Origin of the sequence: Bacillus sp. EU63, from assembly GCF_038592915.1 — a bacterium.
In the GTDB taxonomy this organism is placed as follows: domain Bacteria; phylum Bacillota; class Bacilli; order Bacillales; family Bacillaceae; genus Bacillus; species Bacillus velezensis.
On sequence record NZ_CP151944.1, the window covers coordinates 1866586 to 1884133 of the forward strand.

Annotated in this window: 23 protein-coding genes; 14 read left to right on the forward strand and 9 right to left on the reverse strand. The window is 43.8% G+C overall.

Features of this window, described 5'->3' with window-relative positions:
• Nucleotides 1-55 precede the first annotated feature (55 nt).
• Nucleotides 56-229: an aspartyl-phosphate phosphatase Spo0E family protein gene (locus NYE38_RS09230; RefSeq protein WP_012117647.1), complete on the reverse strand. Its 174-nt coding sequence runs from the start codon at nucleotides 227-229 to the stop codon at nucleotides 56-58.
• Nucleotides 230-430: 201 nt separating this feature from the next.
• Here NYE38_RS09230 and NYE38_RS09235 point away from each other — a divergent pair, with 201 nt between their 5' ends.
• From NYE38_RS09235 to NYE38_RS09245, 3 genes are all read left to right on the forward strand, one after another.
• Nucleotides 431-1138, forward strand: coding sequence for a cytochrome c biogenesis protein CcdA (locus tag NYE38_RS09235; RefSeq protein WP_088056486.1), 708 nt, complete (start codon nucleotides 431-433; stop codon nucleotides 1136-1138).
• A gap of 84 nt (nucleotides 1139-1222) precedes the next feature.
• Nucleotides 1223-1585, forward strand: a complete 363-nt coding sequence (locus NYE38_RS09240) for a response regulator (protein ID WP_007410327.1) — start codon at nucleotides 1223-1225, stop codon at nucleotides 1583-1585.
• A gap of 79 nt (nucleotides 1586-1664) precedes the next feature.
• The gene (locus NYE38_RS09245) at nucleotides 1665-2156 is read left to right on the forward strand and encodes a CcdC protein domain-containing protein (protein ID WP_104843542.1); all 492 of its coding nucleotides are present in this window, start codon (nucleotides 1665-1667) and stop codon (nucleotides 2154-2156) included.
• A gap of 27 nt (nucleotides 2157-2183) precedes the next feature.
• Here the strand turns inward: NYE38_RS09245 and NYE38_RS09250 are convergent, their stop codons facing one another.
• The 4 genes from NYE38_RS09250 to sspO all read right to left on the reverse strand — a co-directional run bounded on the left by NYE38_RS09250 (nucleotide 2184) and on the right by sspO (nucleotide 3634).
• Nucleotides 2184-2612, reverse strand: coding sequence for a DUF2621 domain-containing protein (locus NYE38_RS09250; RefSeq protein ID WP_003153987.1), 429 nt, complete (start codon nucleotides 2610-2612; stop codon nucleotides 2184-2186).
• Nucleotides 2613-2845: 233 nt separating this feature from the next.
• The gene (locus tag NYE38_RS09255; protein ID WP_252206787.1) at nucleotides 2846-3217 is read right to left on the reverse strand and encodes an Hsp20/alpha crystallin family protein; all 372 of its coding nucleotides are present in this window, start codon (nucleotides 3215-3217) and stop codon (nucleotides 2846-2848) included.
• Nucleotides 3218-3311: 94 nt separating this feature from the next.
• Nucleotides 3312-3458, reverse strand: a complete 147-nt coding sequence (locus NYE38_RS09260) for a small acid-soluble spore protein P (RefSeq protein WP_003153984.1) — start codon at nucleotides 3456-3458, stop codon at nucleotides 3312-3314.
• Nucleotides 3459-3487: 29 nt separating this feature from the next.
• Nucleotides 3488-3634 (reverse strand): acid-soluble spore protein SspO, encoded by a 147-nt coding sequence (gene sspO / locus NYE38_RS09265; RefSeq protein ID WP_003153982.1) that lies wholly within the window; start codon nucleotides 3632-3634, stop codon nucleotides 3488-3490.
• Between the two features lie 230 nt (nucleotides 3635-3864).
• On the opposite strand from sspO, the gene acnA reads away from it, so the two are divergent.
• The 7 genes from acnA to NYE38_RS09300 all read left to right on the forward strand — a co-directional run bounded on the left by acnA (nucleotide 3865) and on the right by NYE38_RS09300 (nucleotide 8661).
• On the forward strand, nucleotides 3865-6591 hold the full coding sequence (gene acnA / locus NYE38_RS09270; RefSeq protein ID WP_017417878.1) for an aconitate hydratase AcnA: 2727 nt from the start codon (nucleotides 3865-3867) through the stop codon (nucleotides 6589-6591).
• A 61-nt stretch (nucleotides 6592-6652) separates the two neighbouring features.
• On the forward strand, nucleotides 6653-7162 hold the full coding sequence (locus tag NYE38_RS09275; RefSeq protein WP_017417879.1) for a redoxin domain-containing protein: 510 nt from the start codon (nucleotides 6653-6655) through the stop codon (nucleotides 7160-7162).
• A gap of 78 nt (nucleotides 7163-7240) precedes the next feature.
• Nucleotides 7241-7366, forward strand: a complete 126-nt coding sequence (locus NYE38_RS09280; RefSeq protein ID WP_012117651.1) for an FbpB family small basic protein — start codon at nucleotides 7241-7243, stop codon at nucleotides 7364-7366.
• A 63-nt stretch (nucleotides 7367-7429) separates the two neighbouring features.
• A complete protein-coding gene (locus NYE38_RS09285) occupies nucleotides 7430-7576 on the forward strand; it encodes an acid-soluble spore protein N (RefSeq protein ID WP_003153977.1) in 147 nt (48 codons plus the stop codon).
• Nucleotides 7577-7600: 24 nt separating this feature from the next.
• Complete coding sequence (gene tlp, locus NYE38_RS09290; RefSeq protein WP_017417880.1) at nucleotides 7601-7843, forward strand: small acid-soluble spore protein Tlp; 243 nt, start codon at nucleotides 7601-7603, stop codon at nucleotides 7841-7843.
• An 86-nt stretch (nucleotides 7844-7929) separates the two neighbouring features.
• Nucleotides 7930-8346 (forward strand): YbgC/FadM family acyl-CoA thioesterase, encoded by a 417-nt coding sequence (locus NYE38_RS09295; protein WP_003153973.1) that lies wholly within the window; start codon nucleotides 7930-7932, stop codon nucleotides 8344-8346.
• 15 nt (nucleotides 8347-8361) lie between these two features.
• Nucleotides 8362-8661 carry a hypothetical protein gene (locus NYE38_RS09300; protein ID WP_007410319.1) on the forward strand — a complete coding sequence of 100 codons (300 nt, stop codon included), beginning with the start codon at nucleotides 8362-8364 and terminating at the stop codon, nucleotides 8659-8661.
• Between the two features lie 33 nt (nucleotides 8662-8694).
• Here the strand turns inward: NYE38_RS09300 and NYE38_RS09305 are convergent, their stop codons facing one another.
• Both NYE38_RS09305 and plsY read right to left on the reverse strand, forming a co-directional pair.
• Complete coding sequence (locus NYE38_RS09305) at nucleotides 8695-8982, reverse strand: HesB/YadR/YfhF family protein (protein ID WP_007410318.1); 288 nt, start codon at nucleotides 8980-8982, stop codon at nucleotides 8695-8697.
• An 88-nt stretch (nucleotides 8983-9070) separates the two neighbouring features.
• Complete coding sequence (gene plsY / locus NYE38_RS09310) at nucleotides 9071-9652, reverse strand: glycerol-3-phosphate 1-O-acyltransferase PlsY (protein ID WP_014418024.1); 582 nt, start codon at nucleotides 9650-9652, stop codon at nucleotides 9071-9073.
• Between the two features lie 151 nt (nucleotides 9653-9803).
• On the opposite strand from plsY, the gene NYE38_RS09315 reads away from it, so the two are divergent.
• The 3 genes from NYE38_RS09315 to parC all read left to right on the forward strand — a co-directional run bounded on the left by NYE38_RS09315 (nucleotide 9804) and on the right by parC (nucleotide 15028).
• On the forward strand, nucleotides 9804-10211 hold the full coding sequence (locus NYE38_RS09315; protein ID WP_007410316.1) for a CoA-binding protein: 408 nt from the start codon (nucleotides 9804-9806) through the stop codon (nucleotides 10209-10211).
• 423 nt (nucleotides 10212-10634) lie between these two features.
• Nucleotides 10635-12602, forward strand: coding sequence for a DNA topoisomerase IV subunit B (parE, locus tag NYE38_RS09320; protein WP_025650141.1), 1968 nt, complete (start codon nucleotides 10635-10637; stop codon nucleotides 12600-12602).
• A 2-nt stretch (nucleotides 12603-12604) separates the two neighbouring features.
• Entirely contained in the window at nucleotides 12605-15028 is a 2424-nt protein-coding gene (parC, locus tag NYE38_RS09325; RefSeq protein ID WP_032858581.1) for a DNA topoisomerase IV subunit A, read from the forward strand.
• Between the two features lie 51 nt (nucleotides 15029-15079).
• On the opposite strand, the gene NYE38_RS09330 is transcribed toward parC, so the two are convergent.
• Together NYE38_RS09330 and NYE38_RS09335 are read right to left on the reverse strand one after the other, a co-directional pair.
• On the reverse strand, nucleotides 15080-15205 hold the full coding sequence (locus tag NYE38_RS09330) for a hypothetical protein (protein WP_003153957.1): 126 nt from the start codon (nucleotides 15203-15205) through the stop codon (nucleotides 15080-15082).
• 24 nt (nucleotides 15206-15229) lie between these two features.
• On the reverse strand, nucleotides 15230-15583 hold the full coding sequence (locus NYE38_RS09335) for a hypothetical protein (protein WP_065180810.1): 354 nt from the start codon (nucleotides 15581-15583) through the stop codon (nucleotides 15230-15232).
• 376 nt (nucleotides 15584-15959) lie between these two features.
• On the opposite strand from NYE38_RS09335, the gene NYE38_RS09340 reads away from it, so the two are divergent.
• Nucleotides 15960-17378 carry an alanine/glycine:cation symporter family protein gene (locus NYE38_RS09340; RefSeq protein WP_007410311.1) on the forward strand — a complete coding sequence of 473 codons (1419 nt, stop codon included), beginning with the start codon at nucleotides 15960-15962 and terminating at the stop codon, nucleotides 17376-17378.
• Nucleotides 17379-17548 lie beyond the last annotated feature (170 nt).

Consider the following 17548-nt stretch of genomic DNA (forward strand, 5'->3'; position numbering starts at 1 on the left):
TAGAGATACATGGTTATAAAAATAAAAAACCCGGAGAGGGTTTTTTATTTTGGTGTCATGTTTCACCCCAACTGCCGGTGTGCAGTTCTTTTTGGTATTGTATGAGAAGGTGGTCAAGCTCCTGGCTGAGTTCTATCGTAATGTTTGATGTCATTCCGTTTGTCATGACGATTTTAAGCAGCTCTGCCCGTTTTTTTTCAATTTCATTTAATAGATGCTCTCTAATCACAGGGATATATCCTTTCATACATAAATCTTTCACCTGAGTCGCTATCATTATATCCACATTTATACTGTTTTTCAAATAAGAAGGAGTATAATATCTCGATGTCAAATTAAATTATATAAGCTTTTTCTATAAAAAGTAATCCTTCTCGGGAAAGTGTTAAAAAAATGAAATGATTTTGTCATAACTCGAAGGGAGTGTGTCATCGTGAGTTTTAATTACTTTCTGACGTTTGGGGCCGGATTTCTGTCTTTCATTTCTCCATGCTGTCTGCCGTTGTACCCCGCCTTTTTATCTTACATAACTGGTGTCAGTATGGACGAGGTGAAAACAGAAAAGGTGATGCTGCAAAAGCGCGGCCTCGTGCATACACTTTGTTTTTTGCTTGGTTTCTCCGTGATTTTTATCGCATTGGGATATGGAACTTCATTTATCGGCAGTTTTTTCACCCAATATCATGAAGCGATCCGCCAGTTTGGCGCTATCATGCTGATCCTTTTCGGGCTGATTACTGCCGGTGTGTTTCAGCCGAAATTCATGATGAAAGAGCGGCGCATTCACTTTAAGCGCCGTCCGGAGGGGTTTATCGGTTCGGTTCTGATCGGTCTTGCGTTTGCAGCCGGCTGGTCGCCGTGCAGCGGGCCTATTTTAGGAGCCGTGTTTTCGCTGGCAAATACAAATCCTTCTTCAGCAGTGCCGTATATGTTTTTATATGTTCTCGGTTTTGCGATTCCTTTTCTTGTTCTTTCATTTTTTATTACCAGAATGAATTGGATTCGCAAGCATCAGCTGCTTATCATGAAAATCGGCGGCATTCTTATGATTCTGATCGGAGTTATGCTGTTTTTTAACTGGATGAGCTACATTCTGATCGTTCTGTCAAATCTTTTCGGAGGATTTACGGGTCTGTAACGGATTAATAACTTTTGAACTATTATATACCCTTTCGTTTTTGGTACAATAAGACTAGTTAATGTTAAATATGTGGAGGGGAATATGACACGAGTTTTAGTTGTAGATGACGCCAAGTTCATGAGGGTGAAAATCAGAGAGATTCTGGAATCGGCGAATTACACAGTGGCCGGGGAAGCGGCTGACGGGGAGGAAGCCCTGGCAGTATATCAAAAAATCCGTCCCGACCTGGTGACAATGGATATTACCATGCCGGTCAAAAACGGTATACAGGCGCTGCAGGATATTTTAGCTTTTGACCCGAAAGCCCGGATCATCATGTGCACCGCCATGCGGCAGCAGCGGATCGTTCTGGAAGCGATTGAATTAGGCGCTAAAGACTTTATCGTTAAACCGTTTGAAGCATCTAAAGTGCTGGAGGCCGTAGGCCGGGTAACGGGAACGTAAACATGTTCTCTTTTCAAATTGGTTTTTTTTATGTTTTTGGAGTATAGTATATAGTATCAAACTCCGTGCAAGCAAAGGAATGATAAAGATGATGATTATAATTTCATCCGTTATTGCAGCGGCCATGGCAATTTCCGTGATGATCGTCAGGATTAAATCCTCCGACAAGCCCGCTTCACCTAAAAAAATAATTCTCCCGCCGATTTTCATGAGTACGGGAGCGCTTATGTTCCTTTTTCCGATTTTCAAAGTGTCGGGCGAAGAATTTTTGGAGGCCATTACGCTGGGCGTAATCTTCTCTATTTTTCTGATTAAAACATCTAAATTTGAGATTAAAAATAATGAAATCTATTTAAAACGGTCAAAAGCGTTTGTGTTTATCCTGATTGGTTTGCTGGTTATCAGAATCGCTATGAAATCCATTTTGAGCACGACGATTGATTACGGAGCTTTAAGCGGGATGTTTTGGATTCTTGCTTTCGGAATGATTGTCCCGTGGCGCATCGCGATGTTTTTGTCTTACCGCAAACTTTCGAATGAACTGAAGACCGCTGATATTCAGATGAATTAAAACCTTTCCGTCCGCCGGAAAGGTTTTTTATTTGAGCAGGGCTTGATAAGGAGTAAGATCAATCTGTTTTTCGCGAAGATGCTTTTTTAAAAATTGATGATCACGCTTAGGAGTGGCCAGTATGTAACCCCTGATGATTAAATCACGGTTTATTTGTTCAGCTTCCTCCGCTAAGGAAAGTTCACCGATTTTTCCGGCGATTTTCGCTTTGGCTACATCCCGAAAGAGCTCCGGCACGGGGGCGACCAATTCATCCAAAAACGCCTTGTCACCCGCATTCCATAAGTGCCTGCTTTTTTCAATATAATAGTCCTGCCAATCCAGTTCTGACCGGCCGTCTTCTTTCGGCAAGCGTTTTAAAAATTTTCGAAACATAAAAAACCCGCCGATAGACAGCAATCCGATCATCACGATGACCCAAAATAAAATAAACCACATAAACCAGCCTTCCAGCATTGTTCTATCTCCTCCTTACTTTAACCATATTGTAAACGAAGACAGAATAGAAGAACACATGAAAAAAAGAATAGAAAAAATGATAGATGTCCAGTCATTCCGGTTGCTAGAACATATTCTATCGTATAGTGATTCTGCTATTTGGCCATGGGAGATTCACTTTGAGGGTATATGACTGATATGACCGGACAAAAAAGCCGCTTCCATTGAGGGATGAAAGCGGCTTTTTTATGTTATAGAGGAAATTGAAAGGAAAATGAGGAAGGAGTCTCATTTGGCTCCTTGTTCATGGAGACGGTCAGAATATGGTTGGTGAAATCAGTGAAAATATGTTTGTCATTCAGATAAAAAGGAAGCACCATTTGTTTGTTTAACGTCCGTTCAAGCGTTTTAACAGAGAGCATAAACTCATTTCCCGAAAGAGTGACGGTGATCGCCTGCACCTGCTTCAGCGCCGTCAGGTCGGCTTCAATGATATATTGACGGCTTGTTTCATATAGATCGATCGGCAGCGTCTCGTCATACCAAGCATACGGGTCCTCGTAAAACTGCCGCAGCCATTCTTCCGTATCATCAAATTCTTCAGCGTTTTTTGAGTGATTCATGGAAGCATTCCTCCATATTAAAAAGCCTTGCTATAACGTATGCAGAAGCTTTGAATGGGTGAATGGCACAAAAAAACAGACACCGGGGTCTGTTTTACATATCGTGGCTTGTATTATGTTTTTGTCTTGTATGGTTGCGGTTTTTCACTTTTTTGCTTCCGCTCAGCGGTTCCGGCTGGCCGGGGTTATGGCCCTTCGGAGCATTTTTATGCATATCTTTACTCGTATTTTTATTTGTCATGTTAAAGCCTCCTTTTTAAGGTGTTCCGGCTATTGGTTTGTTTTTCTTTTTTTATTGTTCTGCCGTTCTTCTTCCGTCAGGACGAGCTGGTCATTTTCTATATAACCCGCGCCTTTGCCTTGGCTTTTCGCATCATTCATGCCGTTAATCACATGATTGGCTTTCCGTTTTACCATGATCATCACCTCAACATTAATATGGCTCTTTACAGCCCGTTGTATGAGGCGGAAAATCGGACAAAATTTACCGAAAATCATCTGATAAGACGATCTTATTGTATTTAATAAAAACATTGATATTTACTTATGTATGATTTTATACTAAGATGAAATTGTGAGAAAATTGTGATGGAATGTGAACATTCATCTAAAGAACGATCTTGATCATTGAAGGGGGATTTTGGAGAATGACAAATCAGCAAAAAGTCGCAACACAAGACGTTTTCCAAGCAAGAAAAACATTTTCTTCAAATGGGAAAACATACAACTACTATTCATTAAAAGCATTGGAAGACGCAGGGGTCGGCAATGTTTCAAAACTTCCTTATTCTATTAAGGTTCTTTTGGAATCTGTTTTGCGTCAGGTAGACGGACGTGTCATTACAAAAGAACATGTTGAAAATTTAGCAAGATGGGGTACTGCTGAATTAAAAGATATCGATGTGCCGTTTAAACCGTCACGGGTTATTCTACAGGACTTTACCGGCGTTCCGGCCGTAGTTGACCTGGCATCTTTAAGAAAAGCCATGGCTTCTGTCGGCGGAGACCCTGATAAAATCAATCCTGAAATTCCGGTTGACCTGGTCATTGACCACTCCGTACAAGTCGACAAAGCCGGTACGGAAGACGCGTTAGCCATTAATATGGACTTAGAATTCGAAAGAAATGCAGAACGTTATAAATTTTTAAGCTGGGCAAAGAAAGCGTTTAACAATTATCAGGCTGTTCCGCCTGCAACAGGTATCGTTCATCAGGTAAACCTTGAGTTTTTGGCAAGTGTCGTTCATACGAAAGAGGAAGACGGAGAACTTGTGACATATCCTGATACATTGGTGGGAACAGATTCCCATACAACAATGATTAACGGAATCGGCGTCCTCGGCTGGGGTGTCGGCGGTATCGAGGCGGAAGCGGGAATGCTCGGCCAGCCTTCATATTTCCCTGTTCCTGAGGTCATCGGCGCGAAACTTGTCGGAAAATTGCCTAACGGAACGACGGCGACTGACTTGGCGCTGAAAGTCACTCAAGTGCTGCGCGAAAAAGGCGTAGTCAATAAATTTGTTGAATTCTTCGGTCCTGGTGTTGCTGAGCTTCCGCTTGCGGATCGTGCGACTATTGCCAATATGGCGCCGGAATACGGAGCGACTTGCGGATTCTTCCCTGTTGACGAGGAAGCACTTTCTTACCTGCGTCTGACCGGCCGTGAAGAAGAGCAGATCGATATTGTGGAAGCATACTGCCGCAACAACGGTTTATTCTATACGCCTGACGCGGAAGAGCCGATTTTTACAGACGTTGTGGAAATTGATCTGTCAAAAATCGAAGCGAACCTTTCAGGACCGAAACGTCCGCAGGATTTAATCCCGCTTTCCGTTATGCAGGAAACGTTTAAAAAACATCTTGTCAGCCCGGCCGGCAACCAAGGATTCGGAGCGGATGCTGCTGAAGAGAACAAAGAAATTTCATTTAAACTTAACAGCGGTGAAGATGCGGTTATGAAAACAGGGGCGATTGCAATCGCCGCTATTACAAGCTGTACGAATACATCAAACCCTTATGTATTAATCGGTGCCGGATTGGTAGCCAAAAAAGCGGTAGAATTAGGCTTGAAAGTGCCGAATTATGTTAAAACGTCACTTGCACCGGGGTCTAAGGTTGTTACTGGATACTTAGTCAACTCAGGCCTGCTTCCTTACATGAAGGAGCTCGGCTTTAACCTCGTAGGGTATGGCTGTACGACATGTATCGGGAACTCCGGCCCGCTTTCTCCAGAGATTGAAGAAGCGGTTGCTAAAAATGATCTCTTGATCACTTCTGTCTTGTCGGGTAACAGAAACTTTGAAGGCCGGATCCATCCGCTTGTCAAAGGAAACTACCTTGCGTCACCTCCGCTTGTTGTCGCATACGCATTAGCAGGCACTGTGAATATCAACCTGAAAACGGATCCGATCGGTGTCGGAAATGACGGACAAAATGTTTATTTCGATGACATCTGGCCGTCCATGGATGAAATCAATTCTCTCGTCAAACAGACTGTTACGCCGGAATTATTCCGCAAAGAGTATGAAACGGTATTTGACGACAACCAGCGCTGGAACGAAATCGAAACGACGGATGAAGCGCTGTACAAGTGGGATCAGGATTCCACTTACATTCAAAACCCGCCGTTCTTTGAGGAAATGTCTGTAGAGCCTGGAAAAGTTGAGCCTTTAAGAGGACTTCGCGTTGTCGGCAAATTCGGCGATTCCGTGACGACTGACCACATTTCTCCGGCCGGAGCGATCGGAAAAGACACACCGGCGGGCAAATACCTGCAGGAAAAAGGCGTTTCTCCTCGTGACTTTAACTCTTACGGCTCACGCCGCGGAAACCATGAAGTCATGATGAGAGGAACATTCGCCAATATCCGCATTAAAAACCAAATCGCACCGGGTACAGAAGGCGGATACACAACACATTGGCCTACCGGGAAAGTGACATCTATTTATGATGCCTGCATGCGGTATAAAGAAGATAAAACGGGTCTTGTCGTCCTGGCCGGAAAAGATTACGGAATGGGCTCTTCACGTGACTGGGCTGCAAAAGGAACAAACCTGCTCGGCATCAGAACAGTCATTGCCGAAAGCTTTGAAAGAATTCACAGAAGCAACCTCGTCTTCATGGGTGTGCTGCCGCTTCAGTTCAAACAGGGTGAAAACGCGGATACACTCGGCTTAACCGGTAAGGAAGTCATCGAGGTGGATGTTGATGAATCTGTACGTCCGCGCGACTTGCTGACTGTCAGAGCAATCAGTGAAGACGGTACGGTAAAAACATTTGAAGTTGTTGTCCGTTTTGACAGTGAAGTGGAAATTGATTACTATCGCCACGGCGGCATTTTACAAATGGTGCTTCGCGATAAAATGAAACAGTAGCAGAATGAACAAAGGAGAGAAAGCAGTCTGCTTTCTCTCTTTTTATGCGGGAGGCCTTGAGATGCTTGCGAAATGGCTGGGCGGAATATTACTTATCGGGTTGTTAGTGTATGCGGGCTGGAACATTTATTCTGTACAAAAAAGTCCGAAAGAAGGGACAGAAGAAGGGATGAAAGCCCCTGACTTTACACTTGATACATTGTCAGGAAAAAGCATCTCCCTTTCTGATTATAAAGGAAAAAAAGTGCTCCTCAATTTCTGGGCGACGTGGTGCAAGCCGTGCCGAATGGAAATGCCCGATATGCAGGAGCTGCAGAAAGAATATCCTGATATTGCGGTAGCAGCCGTTAATTTTACGTCCTCTGAAAAAAATATACAGGCTGTGAAATTATTTGCTGATCATTATCAGCTGACATTTCCTATTCTGATTGACAAAAGCGGAATTAACGGAGATTTCAACGTGCTTTCTTATCCGACAACATACATATTAGACGAAAAAGGAACCATTCAGCATATTCGCGTAGGCACGATGACAAAAAAAGAAATGAAAGAAAAACTGGATCTCGAATAGAGGTTCAGTTTTTTTATTGTGAAGGGCTTAGGTTTTGAAAAATTGGAAAAAATGAATGAAAACACGGAGGTGAGAAGATTGAAAAAAATGCGAAAACGTTCTTTTCATGAATTGGTTATGGAAAATAAACGTGAGCTGATGACCAATACGGAATATTTGAATCAGCTTGAAGAAAAGCTGGAGCAGCGGTTCAAACAAAAATAACCTTTAATTTGCAGTCATGTTTGCACCTCCTTTTGCAAAATATACTCTTAAGGAGGGATGAACATGGGCATAAACAAGAAAGACGGCCAGCCGCAATACGCTCCGAGCCACTTAGGGACAAAACCCGTTAAATATAAACGCAACAAAGGGGAAAAGTTTCATGACAAGTCAAACGGACATCCGATTGTCATGCAGACGAAAGGCGAATAACATCATCAAAGGAGAGCAGACATTATGATAAACAATTATCAAAAACCGAATCCGGATGACCGTTCCGATAACGTTGAAAAGCTGCAGGATATGGTGCAGAATACAATTGAAAATATAGAAGAAGCCAAAGAATCAATGGAATTTGCGACAGATGAGGAAAAACAGCGCATTCAAGAGAAGAATGCCAGACGCAATGAAAGCATTGAATCGTTCCGCAGTGAAATCCAGGATGAATCGGCTGCAAGAGAAAACGGCTATCAATCATAATAAAAACCAGGGAAACCTGGTTTTTTTCTCTTTCCGGCTCGTTGTGATAAAATGGGGCTAATCTGATAATAAGGGAGCAGAGAACGTTGCATGTGTCAAAAAAAGAAATAGAAGTGCGTTATGCGGAAACAGATCAAATGGGCATCGTCTATCATGCCAATTACTTAGTCTGGATGGAGGTCGGCAGAACGGCGCTGATTAAGGAACTCGGATTCCTTTACAAGGATATGGAAGATAGAGGTGTGCTGTCCCCTGTATTGGATATCAGCATTTCTTATAAAAAGCCGCTCCGCTACGGAGAAACGGCTGTCGTACATACTTGGATTGAAGAATATAACGGATTTAAAACCGTTTACGGCTACCACATCTATAATCCGGATCAAGAACTTGCCATCAAAGCGACATCCTCTCATATATGCGTTGATAAAGAGAGCTTCAAACCGATTCAGTTTCGCAAGGCTTTTCCTGATTGGCATGCCGCTTACGAAAAGGCAAAAAAATAAGGAGCGGCTGCACTTATGGCATTTGGAATTACGCGTAAGGAACTGGAAAGATGGAAGCGGGATGTATCGGAAGGGAAAATCGCTTTTTTAACGCATTACTGGCTGGACGACCGCTTTCCGGAGGCTAAGACCGTGACGAAGGCCGGTTCAAGCGATCTCAATAAACTGATCAGATGGGGAGCGGAGTACGGGCTGAAGCCGGAGTGGATTCACCATAAAAATGAATTTCCCCACTTTGACCTGCTCGGTGATACGCAAAGAAGCATATTAGAAAAAGAACATCTGACTGATCATCTCAAAAGGTTCAGGCTGTAAAAAAAAAGAACGCATCCGCTGCGTTCTTTTTTTTTACACATAATCAAATACCGGCTCTTCTGCCTGATCTGAATATGTGACTGACAAATCGTGATTATCAAAGTACCATAAGTCGCTTTCTTCAATAAAAAAGGTAATGCCTTCAACTTCCGTGCTGGTGCCGATGTTCATCGGCCGGTCTTTTAAAATGCCGAGAGAAAAGCCTTTCTGAACGTTGCTGCATCCCCCGTAACGGACAAAGAAACGGACATGGTCGCCTGTTTCCAGATCGAGCTCTTCTTTGTACCAATCCAGCGCGCCTTTCGTTACTTTCATGTTCATCCGGAACACTCCCTTTTTGTTTCTCATATAAAGAAATTATCTCTATTATAAACGCATATGGCATTTTGATGTCAAAATTGAAGTTTCATCAAAACCATTTGATCTTCGGCTCTGTTTTGTTTATAATCCGTTTGATGTTTGCCCTGTGTCTGTAGATAACAAACGCGGTCAAGAGCGTCACTACGATTAATAAATAAGGGTCTTTTACAAACAGACAGTAAATAATCGTATAAATCCCTGTTAACATTGAAGACAGAGAAACAAATTTCGTAAGGAATAAAAATACGAAAAATACTGCAACCATCGTAACGAATAACAGCGGAGCATAAAACAGCAGGACGCCCCCTGATGTGGCTACGGCTTTGCCTCCCTTAAACTTTGCGAACACGGGGAATACATGGCCGATTACTGCTGCCACCCCTGCGAGAAGAGGATGAATGGGGACGTGCAGTAAATATGGGAGCGCCGCGGCCAAGGTGCCTTTTAAAATATCGGCTGCGATGACGACAGATCCCGCTTTAACGCCAAGCGTGCGAAAAGCATTTGTGGCGCCCAAATTGCCGCTTCCGTGTTCTCTAATATCGATCCCTTTCGCAAGTTTGCCTACGATTAAACCTGACGGGATGCTGCCTATTACATAGGCCAAAATAATCAATAAAGCAATCAACATCTACATTTCTCCTTTTCAATGTCCCTTCACTCTATTTTAACACGAGTTGTTACCGTCTGATGACAAGTTTTTTGAGAATTAAGCTGACAAAGCGCTTTTTTTGATTCCGGCGAAGCGGTCATGTACAATATATCAAAAGGAGATGGTAAAGATGCAAAATCCTTCAAAGTCAGAGATTAAAGAAATTCTGGACCGGAGCAAACGGATCGCAGTCGTCGGGCTGTCAGACCGTCCCGACCGGACTTCTTACATGGTTTCCAAAGCGATGCAGGATGAAGGGTATGAAATTATTCCCGTCAATCCAACGATTGATGAGGCGCTTGGCGTTAAAGCCGTCGCTTCATTAAAAGACGTGGAGGGGCCGATTGATATCGTGAATGTGTTCAGACGCTCTGAGCAGCTTCCCGGCGTCGCTGAAGAATTTTTACAGACGGACGCTCCCGTTTTTTGGGCGCAGCAGGGTCTTGCAAATGAAGAAGCGTATCGCATGATTACAGACAAAGGACGGACGGCTGTTATGGATTTATGTATAAAAGTCGCCCGCGCTGTTATAAAATAGGAACAAAAAAGGCAAAAATCCTTGGCTAATCAGGGGTTTTTGCTTTTTTATTGAAAGAATACTCTTTGCGTATGATGATGAAACAGATACAATAAAGCATGAACAGCTTTTTTAGAAACCCCTTTATACGGGGGTTTACAGTCTGTTTGCGATGGCCGGCATAAAGCTATATAATAGAAAGCGAACTCATGTTCTTATCCGCCGAAAAGGGCACCAAAAAGATGAAAAGCCGTTCGAATGTATGTCTTGCGGCCTAAAAAACGAGCCATTCGCTTAAATATGTTGCGAAATCAAGCATATTGGTTATAATTGTGAGTCCGAGGAGAATTGGACCGAAGCTTGCGCATACTGAAAAACAAAGACATGAAAACATTTAAAAAAGAGAATGATTAAGAGCAGGTTTTTTGAAAGGGGTTTGTACGTTTGGCTAGAAAACAGCAATTTGATTACAACGAAGATGCCATACAGGTGCTTGAAGGCCTGGAAGCCGTCAGAAAACGACCGGGAATGTACATCGGTTCGACGGACGCACGAGGCCTGCACCATCTGGTATATGAGATCGTCGACAATTCCGTCGATGAAGTTCTTGCCGGCTACGGAGATCATATTATCGTAACGATACATAAGGACAACAGCATCTCCGTACAGGACAGAGGACGCGGAATGCCGACCGGGATGCATAAGCTCGGAAAGCCGACGCCGGAAGTTATTTTCACCGTGCTGCATGCCGGGGGGAAATTCGGACAGGGCGGCTATAAAACAAGCGGCGGTCTGCATGGTGTCGGCGCATCTGTCGTAAACGCGTTATCGGAGTGGCTGACAGTTACTATTGAGCGTGACGGATATGTTTATAAACAGCGGTTTGAAAACGGCGGCAAGCCCGTGACTTCACTTGAAAAAATCGGAACCACCAAAAAAACGGGAACGCTTACCCATTTTAAACCTGATCCGTCAATGTTCAGCGCAACGGTTTATAATTTTGACACGCTGTCAGAACGTCTGCGCGAATCAGCTTTCTTGTTAAAAGGTTTGAAAATAGAATTAATTGATGAACGGAACGGCGTAAAAGAAGTATTTTATTATGAGAACGGAATTGAAGCATTTGTCGCTTATTTAAACGAGGAAAAAGACGCTTTATGCGAAGTGGTTTCCTTTGAAGGCGAGCATCACGACATTGAAGTCGATTTCGCGTTTCAGTTTAATGACGGGTATTCAGAAAATATGCTGTCATTCGTTAATAACGTCAGAACAAAGGACGGCGGCACCCACGAATCAGGAGCCAAAACGGCAATGACAAGAGCGTTTAACGAGTATGCGCGAAAGGTTGCCCTTTTAAAAGAGAAAGACAAGAACCTTGAAGGCGCCGATATCAGGGAAGGTTTGTCCGCAATCATTTCCGTGCGTATCCCGGAGGAACTGCTGCAATTTGAAGGCCAGACGAAAGGGAAGCTTGGCACAAGTGAGGCGAGATCCGCCGCGGATGCCGTCATTTCCGAGAATCTTGCTTATTTCCTGGAAGAAAACCGCGATACGGCGACCCTGCTTGTCAAAAAAGCGATTAAAGCAAGCCAGGCCCGTGAAGCGGCCCGTAAAGCGAGAGAAGAAGCGAGAAGCGGCAAAAAGCGCAAAAAATCAGAAGCGACGCTGAGCGGAAAACTCACACCGGCCGGTTCCAGAAATCCGGCGAAGAATGAATTGTATCTTGTGGAGGGAGACTCTGCGGGAGGTTCTGCAAAACAGGGAAGAGACCGGAAATTCCAAGCCGTGCTGCCCCTTCGCGGAAAGGTCATCAACACAGAGAAAGCAAAGCTTGCAGACATCTTCAAAAATGAAGAAATCAATACGATTATTCATGCGATCGGAGGCGGTGTCGGCGCAGATTTTGAGATAGACGACATCAACTATGACAAGATCATTATCATGACGGACGCGGATACCGACGGCGCGCACATTCAAGTCTTGCTGTTAACGTTTTTCTACCGCTATATGAAACCTTTAATCGAGCACGGAAAAGTCTTCATCGCCCTTCCGCCTCTTTACAAAGTGAGCAAAGGGAGCGGTAAGAAAGAGATTATTGAATATGCCTGGTCCGACGAAGAAATGGACGGCGTTTTAAAGAAAGTCGGCAAAGGGTATACCATCCAGCGCTATAAAGGTCTGGGAGAAATGAACGCAGACCAGCTCTGGGAAACGACGATGAATCCCGAATCGCGAACGCTCGTCAGAGTCAAGATCGACGATGCGGCACGGGTAGAGCGCCGCGTAACGACATTAATGGGAGAAAAAGTAGAACCGAGAAGAAAATGGATTGAAAAGAATGTTGCCTTCGGATTAGATGAGGAAAGCAATATTTTAGAAAATGAAAACTTGTCGGTCGCTGAGGAGGTTTAATAGTGGCACAGCCAGAATTATTTCATGATTTACCGTTAGAAGAAGTAATCGGCGACCGTTTCGGACGCTACAGTAAATACATTATTCAAGACAGGGCGCTGCCCGACGCTCGTGACGGTTTAAAGCCGGTGCAGCGGAGAATTTTATACGCCATGCACGCAGACGGAAATACATTCGATAAAAATTTCCGTAAAGCGGCGAAAACGGTCGGAAACGTTATCGGTAATTATCATCCGCACGGTGACAGTTCCGTTTATGAAGCGATGGTGCGGATGAGCCAGGATTGGAAAGTGCGGAATGTGCTGATTGAGATGCACGGCAACAACGGAAGCATTGACGGCGATCCGCCGGCTGCCATGCGTTATACGGAAGCGAGATTATCTTCTATCGCGTCAGAGCTTTTGCGTGATATTGATAAAAATACGGTTGAATTCGTTCCGAACTTTGATGACACTAGTAAAGAACCGGTTGTTTTGCCCGCCATGTTCCCTAACTTGCTTGTCAACGGATCAACCGGGATTTCAGCGGGCTATGCGACTGATATTCCCCCTCATCATCTGGGTGAGGTCATTGATGCCGTCATTAAACGGATTGAATCTCCGGATTGCACCGTCGATGACTTGATGCAGGTGATTAAAGGGCCTGACTTTCCGACAGGAGGCATTATTCAAGGAGTCGACGGCATTCGGAAGGCTTATGAAACCGGGAAAGGCAAAATTATTATCCGCGGCAAGGCTGAAGTGGAATCCGTAAGAGGCGGACGGGAGCAGATCGTCATTACAGAAATTCCGTTTGAAGTAAACAAAGCCAATCTCGTAAAGAAAATGGACGAATACCGCATAGACAAAAAAGTCGAAGGCATTTCTGAAGTCCGGGATGAAACTGACCGCACGGGGCTTCGGGTGGTCGTTGAGTTAAAGAAAGAAGCCGATGCAAAAGGCATCCTGAATTTCTTATATAAAAACACTGATCTGCAGACAACATATAACTTTAATATGGTCGCCATACATAACCGCCGGCCGATGCTGATGAGTCTTACAGCCATCCTGGATGCGTATATTTCCCACCAGAAGGAAGTAGTGACAAACCGCTCCGTCTTTGAATTGCAAAAAGCAAAAGAGCGGCATCACATCGTTGAAGGACTGATGAAGGCACTGTCTGTGTTAGATGAGGTCATAGCGGTCATCCGGGCAAGCAGCGACAAGAAAGATGCGAAACAAAACTTAATTTCTAAATTCGCATTTACGGAGCCTCAGGCCGAAGCAATCGTATCCTTGCAGCTGTATCGTCTGACAAACACGGATATTACGGCGCTAAAAGAGGAAGCGGAAGAGCTCAGCAAGAAAATTCAGGAGCTCGAAGCCATTTTAAGTCATGATAAAAAGCTGTTAAAAGTCATTACAAGCAGCCTGAAAAAATTGAAAAAGACCTATGCTGACAGCAGACGGTCTGTCATTGAAGAAAAGATTGAGGAAATTAAAATCAATCTTGAAGTCATGGTTGCCTCTGAGGACGTATATGTGACAGTCACTAAAGACGGCTATGTAAAACGAACAAGCCAGCGGTCATTTGCCGCTTCTAACGGCCAGGATTTCGGTATGAAGGATACTGACAGGCTGATTCACCAATTTGAAATGAATACAACGGATGTTCTCCTGCTCTTTACCAATAAGGGAAGCTATGTTTATTGTCCGGTTCACCAGCTTCCCGATATCAGGTGGAAAGACATGGGGCAGCACGTAACGAACATCATCACGATTGACCGTGATGAAACCATCGTGAAAGCTATACCGGTAAAAGAATTTGATCCATCTTCATATTTATTGTTCATGACGAAAAACGGCATGGTGAAAAGAACTGAAATGACGCATTACAAAGCGCAGCGTTACTCGAAAGCGCTTGTTGCCCTTAACCTTAAAGGGGATGATGAGCTGATTGATGTTCATGTCACAGACGGCGGCAGCCAGCTGTTTATCGCCACCCGCCTCGGGTACGGTTTATGGTTCGGTGAAGATGAAGTAAATGTAGTCGGTGCCCGTGCGGCCGGCGTAAAGGGCATAAATTTAAAAGACGGTGATACCGTCGTATCAGGGCAAATTCTGCATGAAACAGATTCGCTCGTCCTTGTCACACAGCGGGGAGCAATCAAACGGATGAACCTATCTGAATTCGAAAAAACATCCAGGGCGAAACGCGGTGTCATCATGCTGCGTGAGCTTAAAAAGAACCCGCATCGGGCAGTCGGCGTATTTGCGTGCGCTTTGGCCGATATGATCGCTGCGGAAACAGAAAAAGGCGAAAGAATCGAAATCGCCGTGAAGTCCTTGCGGGCGAATGACCGATACAGCAATGGCTCCTTCTTTACCGATGAAGATGAGACAGGGCCGGTAACAGATGTATGGCGTATCCCTGCATACGATGTTTAAGAGTAAAATTAAAATAAAAAACCTCCGCTCATTGAGCGGAGGTTTTACTATTTAGCTTTCATGGCTGCCGAATAAGTCAGTGATAGCGTGAATGACTTCGATTCCCTGCCATACAAATAAATTCAACGCAGTGAATGAAAACAACCCTAAAATCACCATTCGTAAGATAAACAACATGTTTAACAACCTCCTCATTTTATGTTACATAGATAGGCGATGTTGAACATGAAGCTCATCGAAATACGAGGACTGATAAAATTTAGCGATTAAAAAGCTTTTCTTTCGCTGTCTTCTCCGGGAAGCGGGGAGTCTCCTGTCTGATATCACGATCAGTGAGACAGAAGCGGCAAAAAGCGCCGTCAAGATATATGAGCCCGTCAGCGATTTTTTCTCATCATCAGCATTTTGGCCGGCCTTCATTTCGTGCATTTCCTGCTGGTCGGCTACCGCTTTAAAATGATGAGCGGTATCAAACGCATGGGGAATGGAGAGCAAATGAAAGCTTGCAATCGCTAAAAATAAAATAGAAGCTTTTAAAAACAAGATTTTTTTCAAATGTTCTCCCCCCTTCATAAGTCTGAATATTTTTATTATAATACCCTAATTTAAATGTAAAGTAAACACATTTATTAAATTTAAAAAATTATTATCCTGGTTAAGTATATACCATTCCATCCATCTTTTCATCTCTTTTTTCTTAAAGACCTATTTGTTATGATATGCACGCATTCCTTATGACGTGACAACATTTTTCGGGCTGTAAGATAAAAAACGGGGCATGACAGCAAAAGATGTGATGAAGAAACCGAAACATTTTCTTAAAAAAACTTCTCAACCACTGTTGTTGTGATATAATAATACCCGTTGTGTTAAAAGATCTAACATATGCAGCAAAAATGACAGTAAAAGATACGTAAAAGGGAGGTTAAACATGGAGGCTTTCATCAGTGAAATCATAAATGTTCCAAATGATTTTATTTGGAAGTATCTTGTTTATATTTTAGTCGGGATCGGATTGTACTTTACGTTCCGTTTTCGCTTTATTCAATTCCAATACTTTATTGAAATGTTCAGAATCGTCGGGGAGAAGCCGCAAGGAAATAAAGGAGTGTCTTCAATGCAGGCATTCTTTATCTCAGCCGCTTCTCGTGTCGGAACCGGAAACTTGACCGGCGTCGCGCTGGCGATTGCAACAGGCGGTCCCGGCGCAGTATTTTGGATGTGGATCGTAGCGATTGTCGGTATGGCTTCCAGCTTTGTGGAAAGCACCTTGGCGCAGCTGTATAAAGTGCGTTCCGGTGACGAATTCCGCGGCGGTCCGGCATATTACATGGCAAAGGGACTGGGCGCCCGCTGGCTCGGTATTTTATTCGCCGTATTGATTACCGTTTCTTTCGGACTTATCTTTAACGCCGTGCAGTCAAATACGATTTCTGTCGCGTTTGACGAAGCATTCCATGTGAATAAAACAGTTATCGCAATCATTTTAGCTGTATTAACGGCTTTCATTATATTCGGCGGTCTGAAACGTGTTGTTTCCGTCTCGCAATTAATCGTTCCGGTCATGGCGGGTATGTATATTCTGATCGCGCTGTATGTCGTGATTGTAAATATTACAGCGGTACCTGAGCTGTTTGTTACGATTGTGAAAAATGCGTTCGGTCTTGAACAGATCGTCGGCGGAAGCTTAGGAAGCATCATTATTATCGGTGCGCAGCGCGGCCTGTTTTCAAACGAAGCGGGTATGGGAAGCGCGCCGAATGCCGCAGCGGCTGCACATGTGTCGCATCCGGCTAAGCAGGGATTAATTCAGACCCTCGGTGTGTTTTTTGATACATTTATCGTTTGTACATCGACTGCCTTTATCATTTTATTGTACAGCTTTACGCCTAAAGGCGACGGCATCCAAGTGACACAAGCCGCACTGCAGCACCACCTCGGCGGATGGGCGCCGACATTTATTGCGATTGCGATGTTTTTATTCGCATTCAGCTCAGTCGTCGGCAACTATTACTATGGTGAAACGAATATTGAATTTATTAAAACAAGCAAAACATGGCTTAATATTTACCGCGTATTCGTCGTAGTGATGGTGGTATACGGATGTTTGGCTGACTTCCAGATCGTCTGGGACATGGCAAACTTGTTTATGGGACTCTTGGCTCTCATTAACTTAGTGGCAATCTTATTGCTGAGTAATGTAGCCTACAAGATCTATAAGGATTATGCCGCTCAGCGCAAAAAAGGTCTTGATCCTGTATTCAAGGCCGAGAATACGCCGGAGCTCAAGCATATTGAAACATGGGCGGAAGAAGAAGGTACAAGCCCCGAACGTAAGACTGCTAACTAAGGAAACATGCATACAATTTTCAAAAAACCCCTTACATTTTGTTGTGAGGGGTTTTTTTATGTGAAAAACCGGGTTATTTTTGCCGAAAACAGATTTTTTTGAATTTGTTGTATTTTTCTCTTGTGTGTGTAAGGGCTTTCATATAAAGTTTAACTAAACCGGTTTACCAA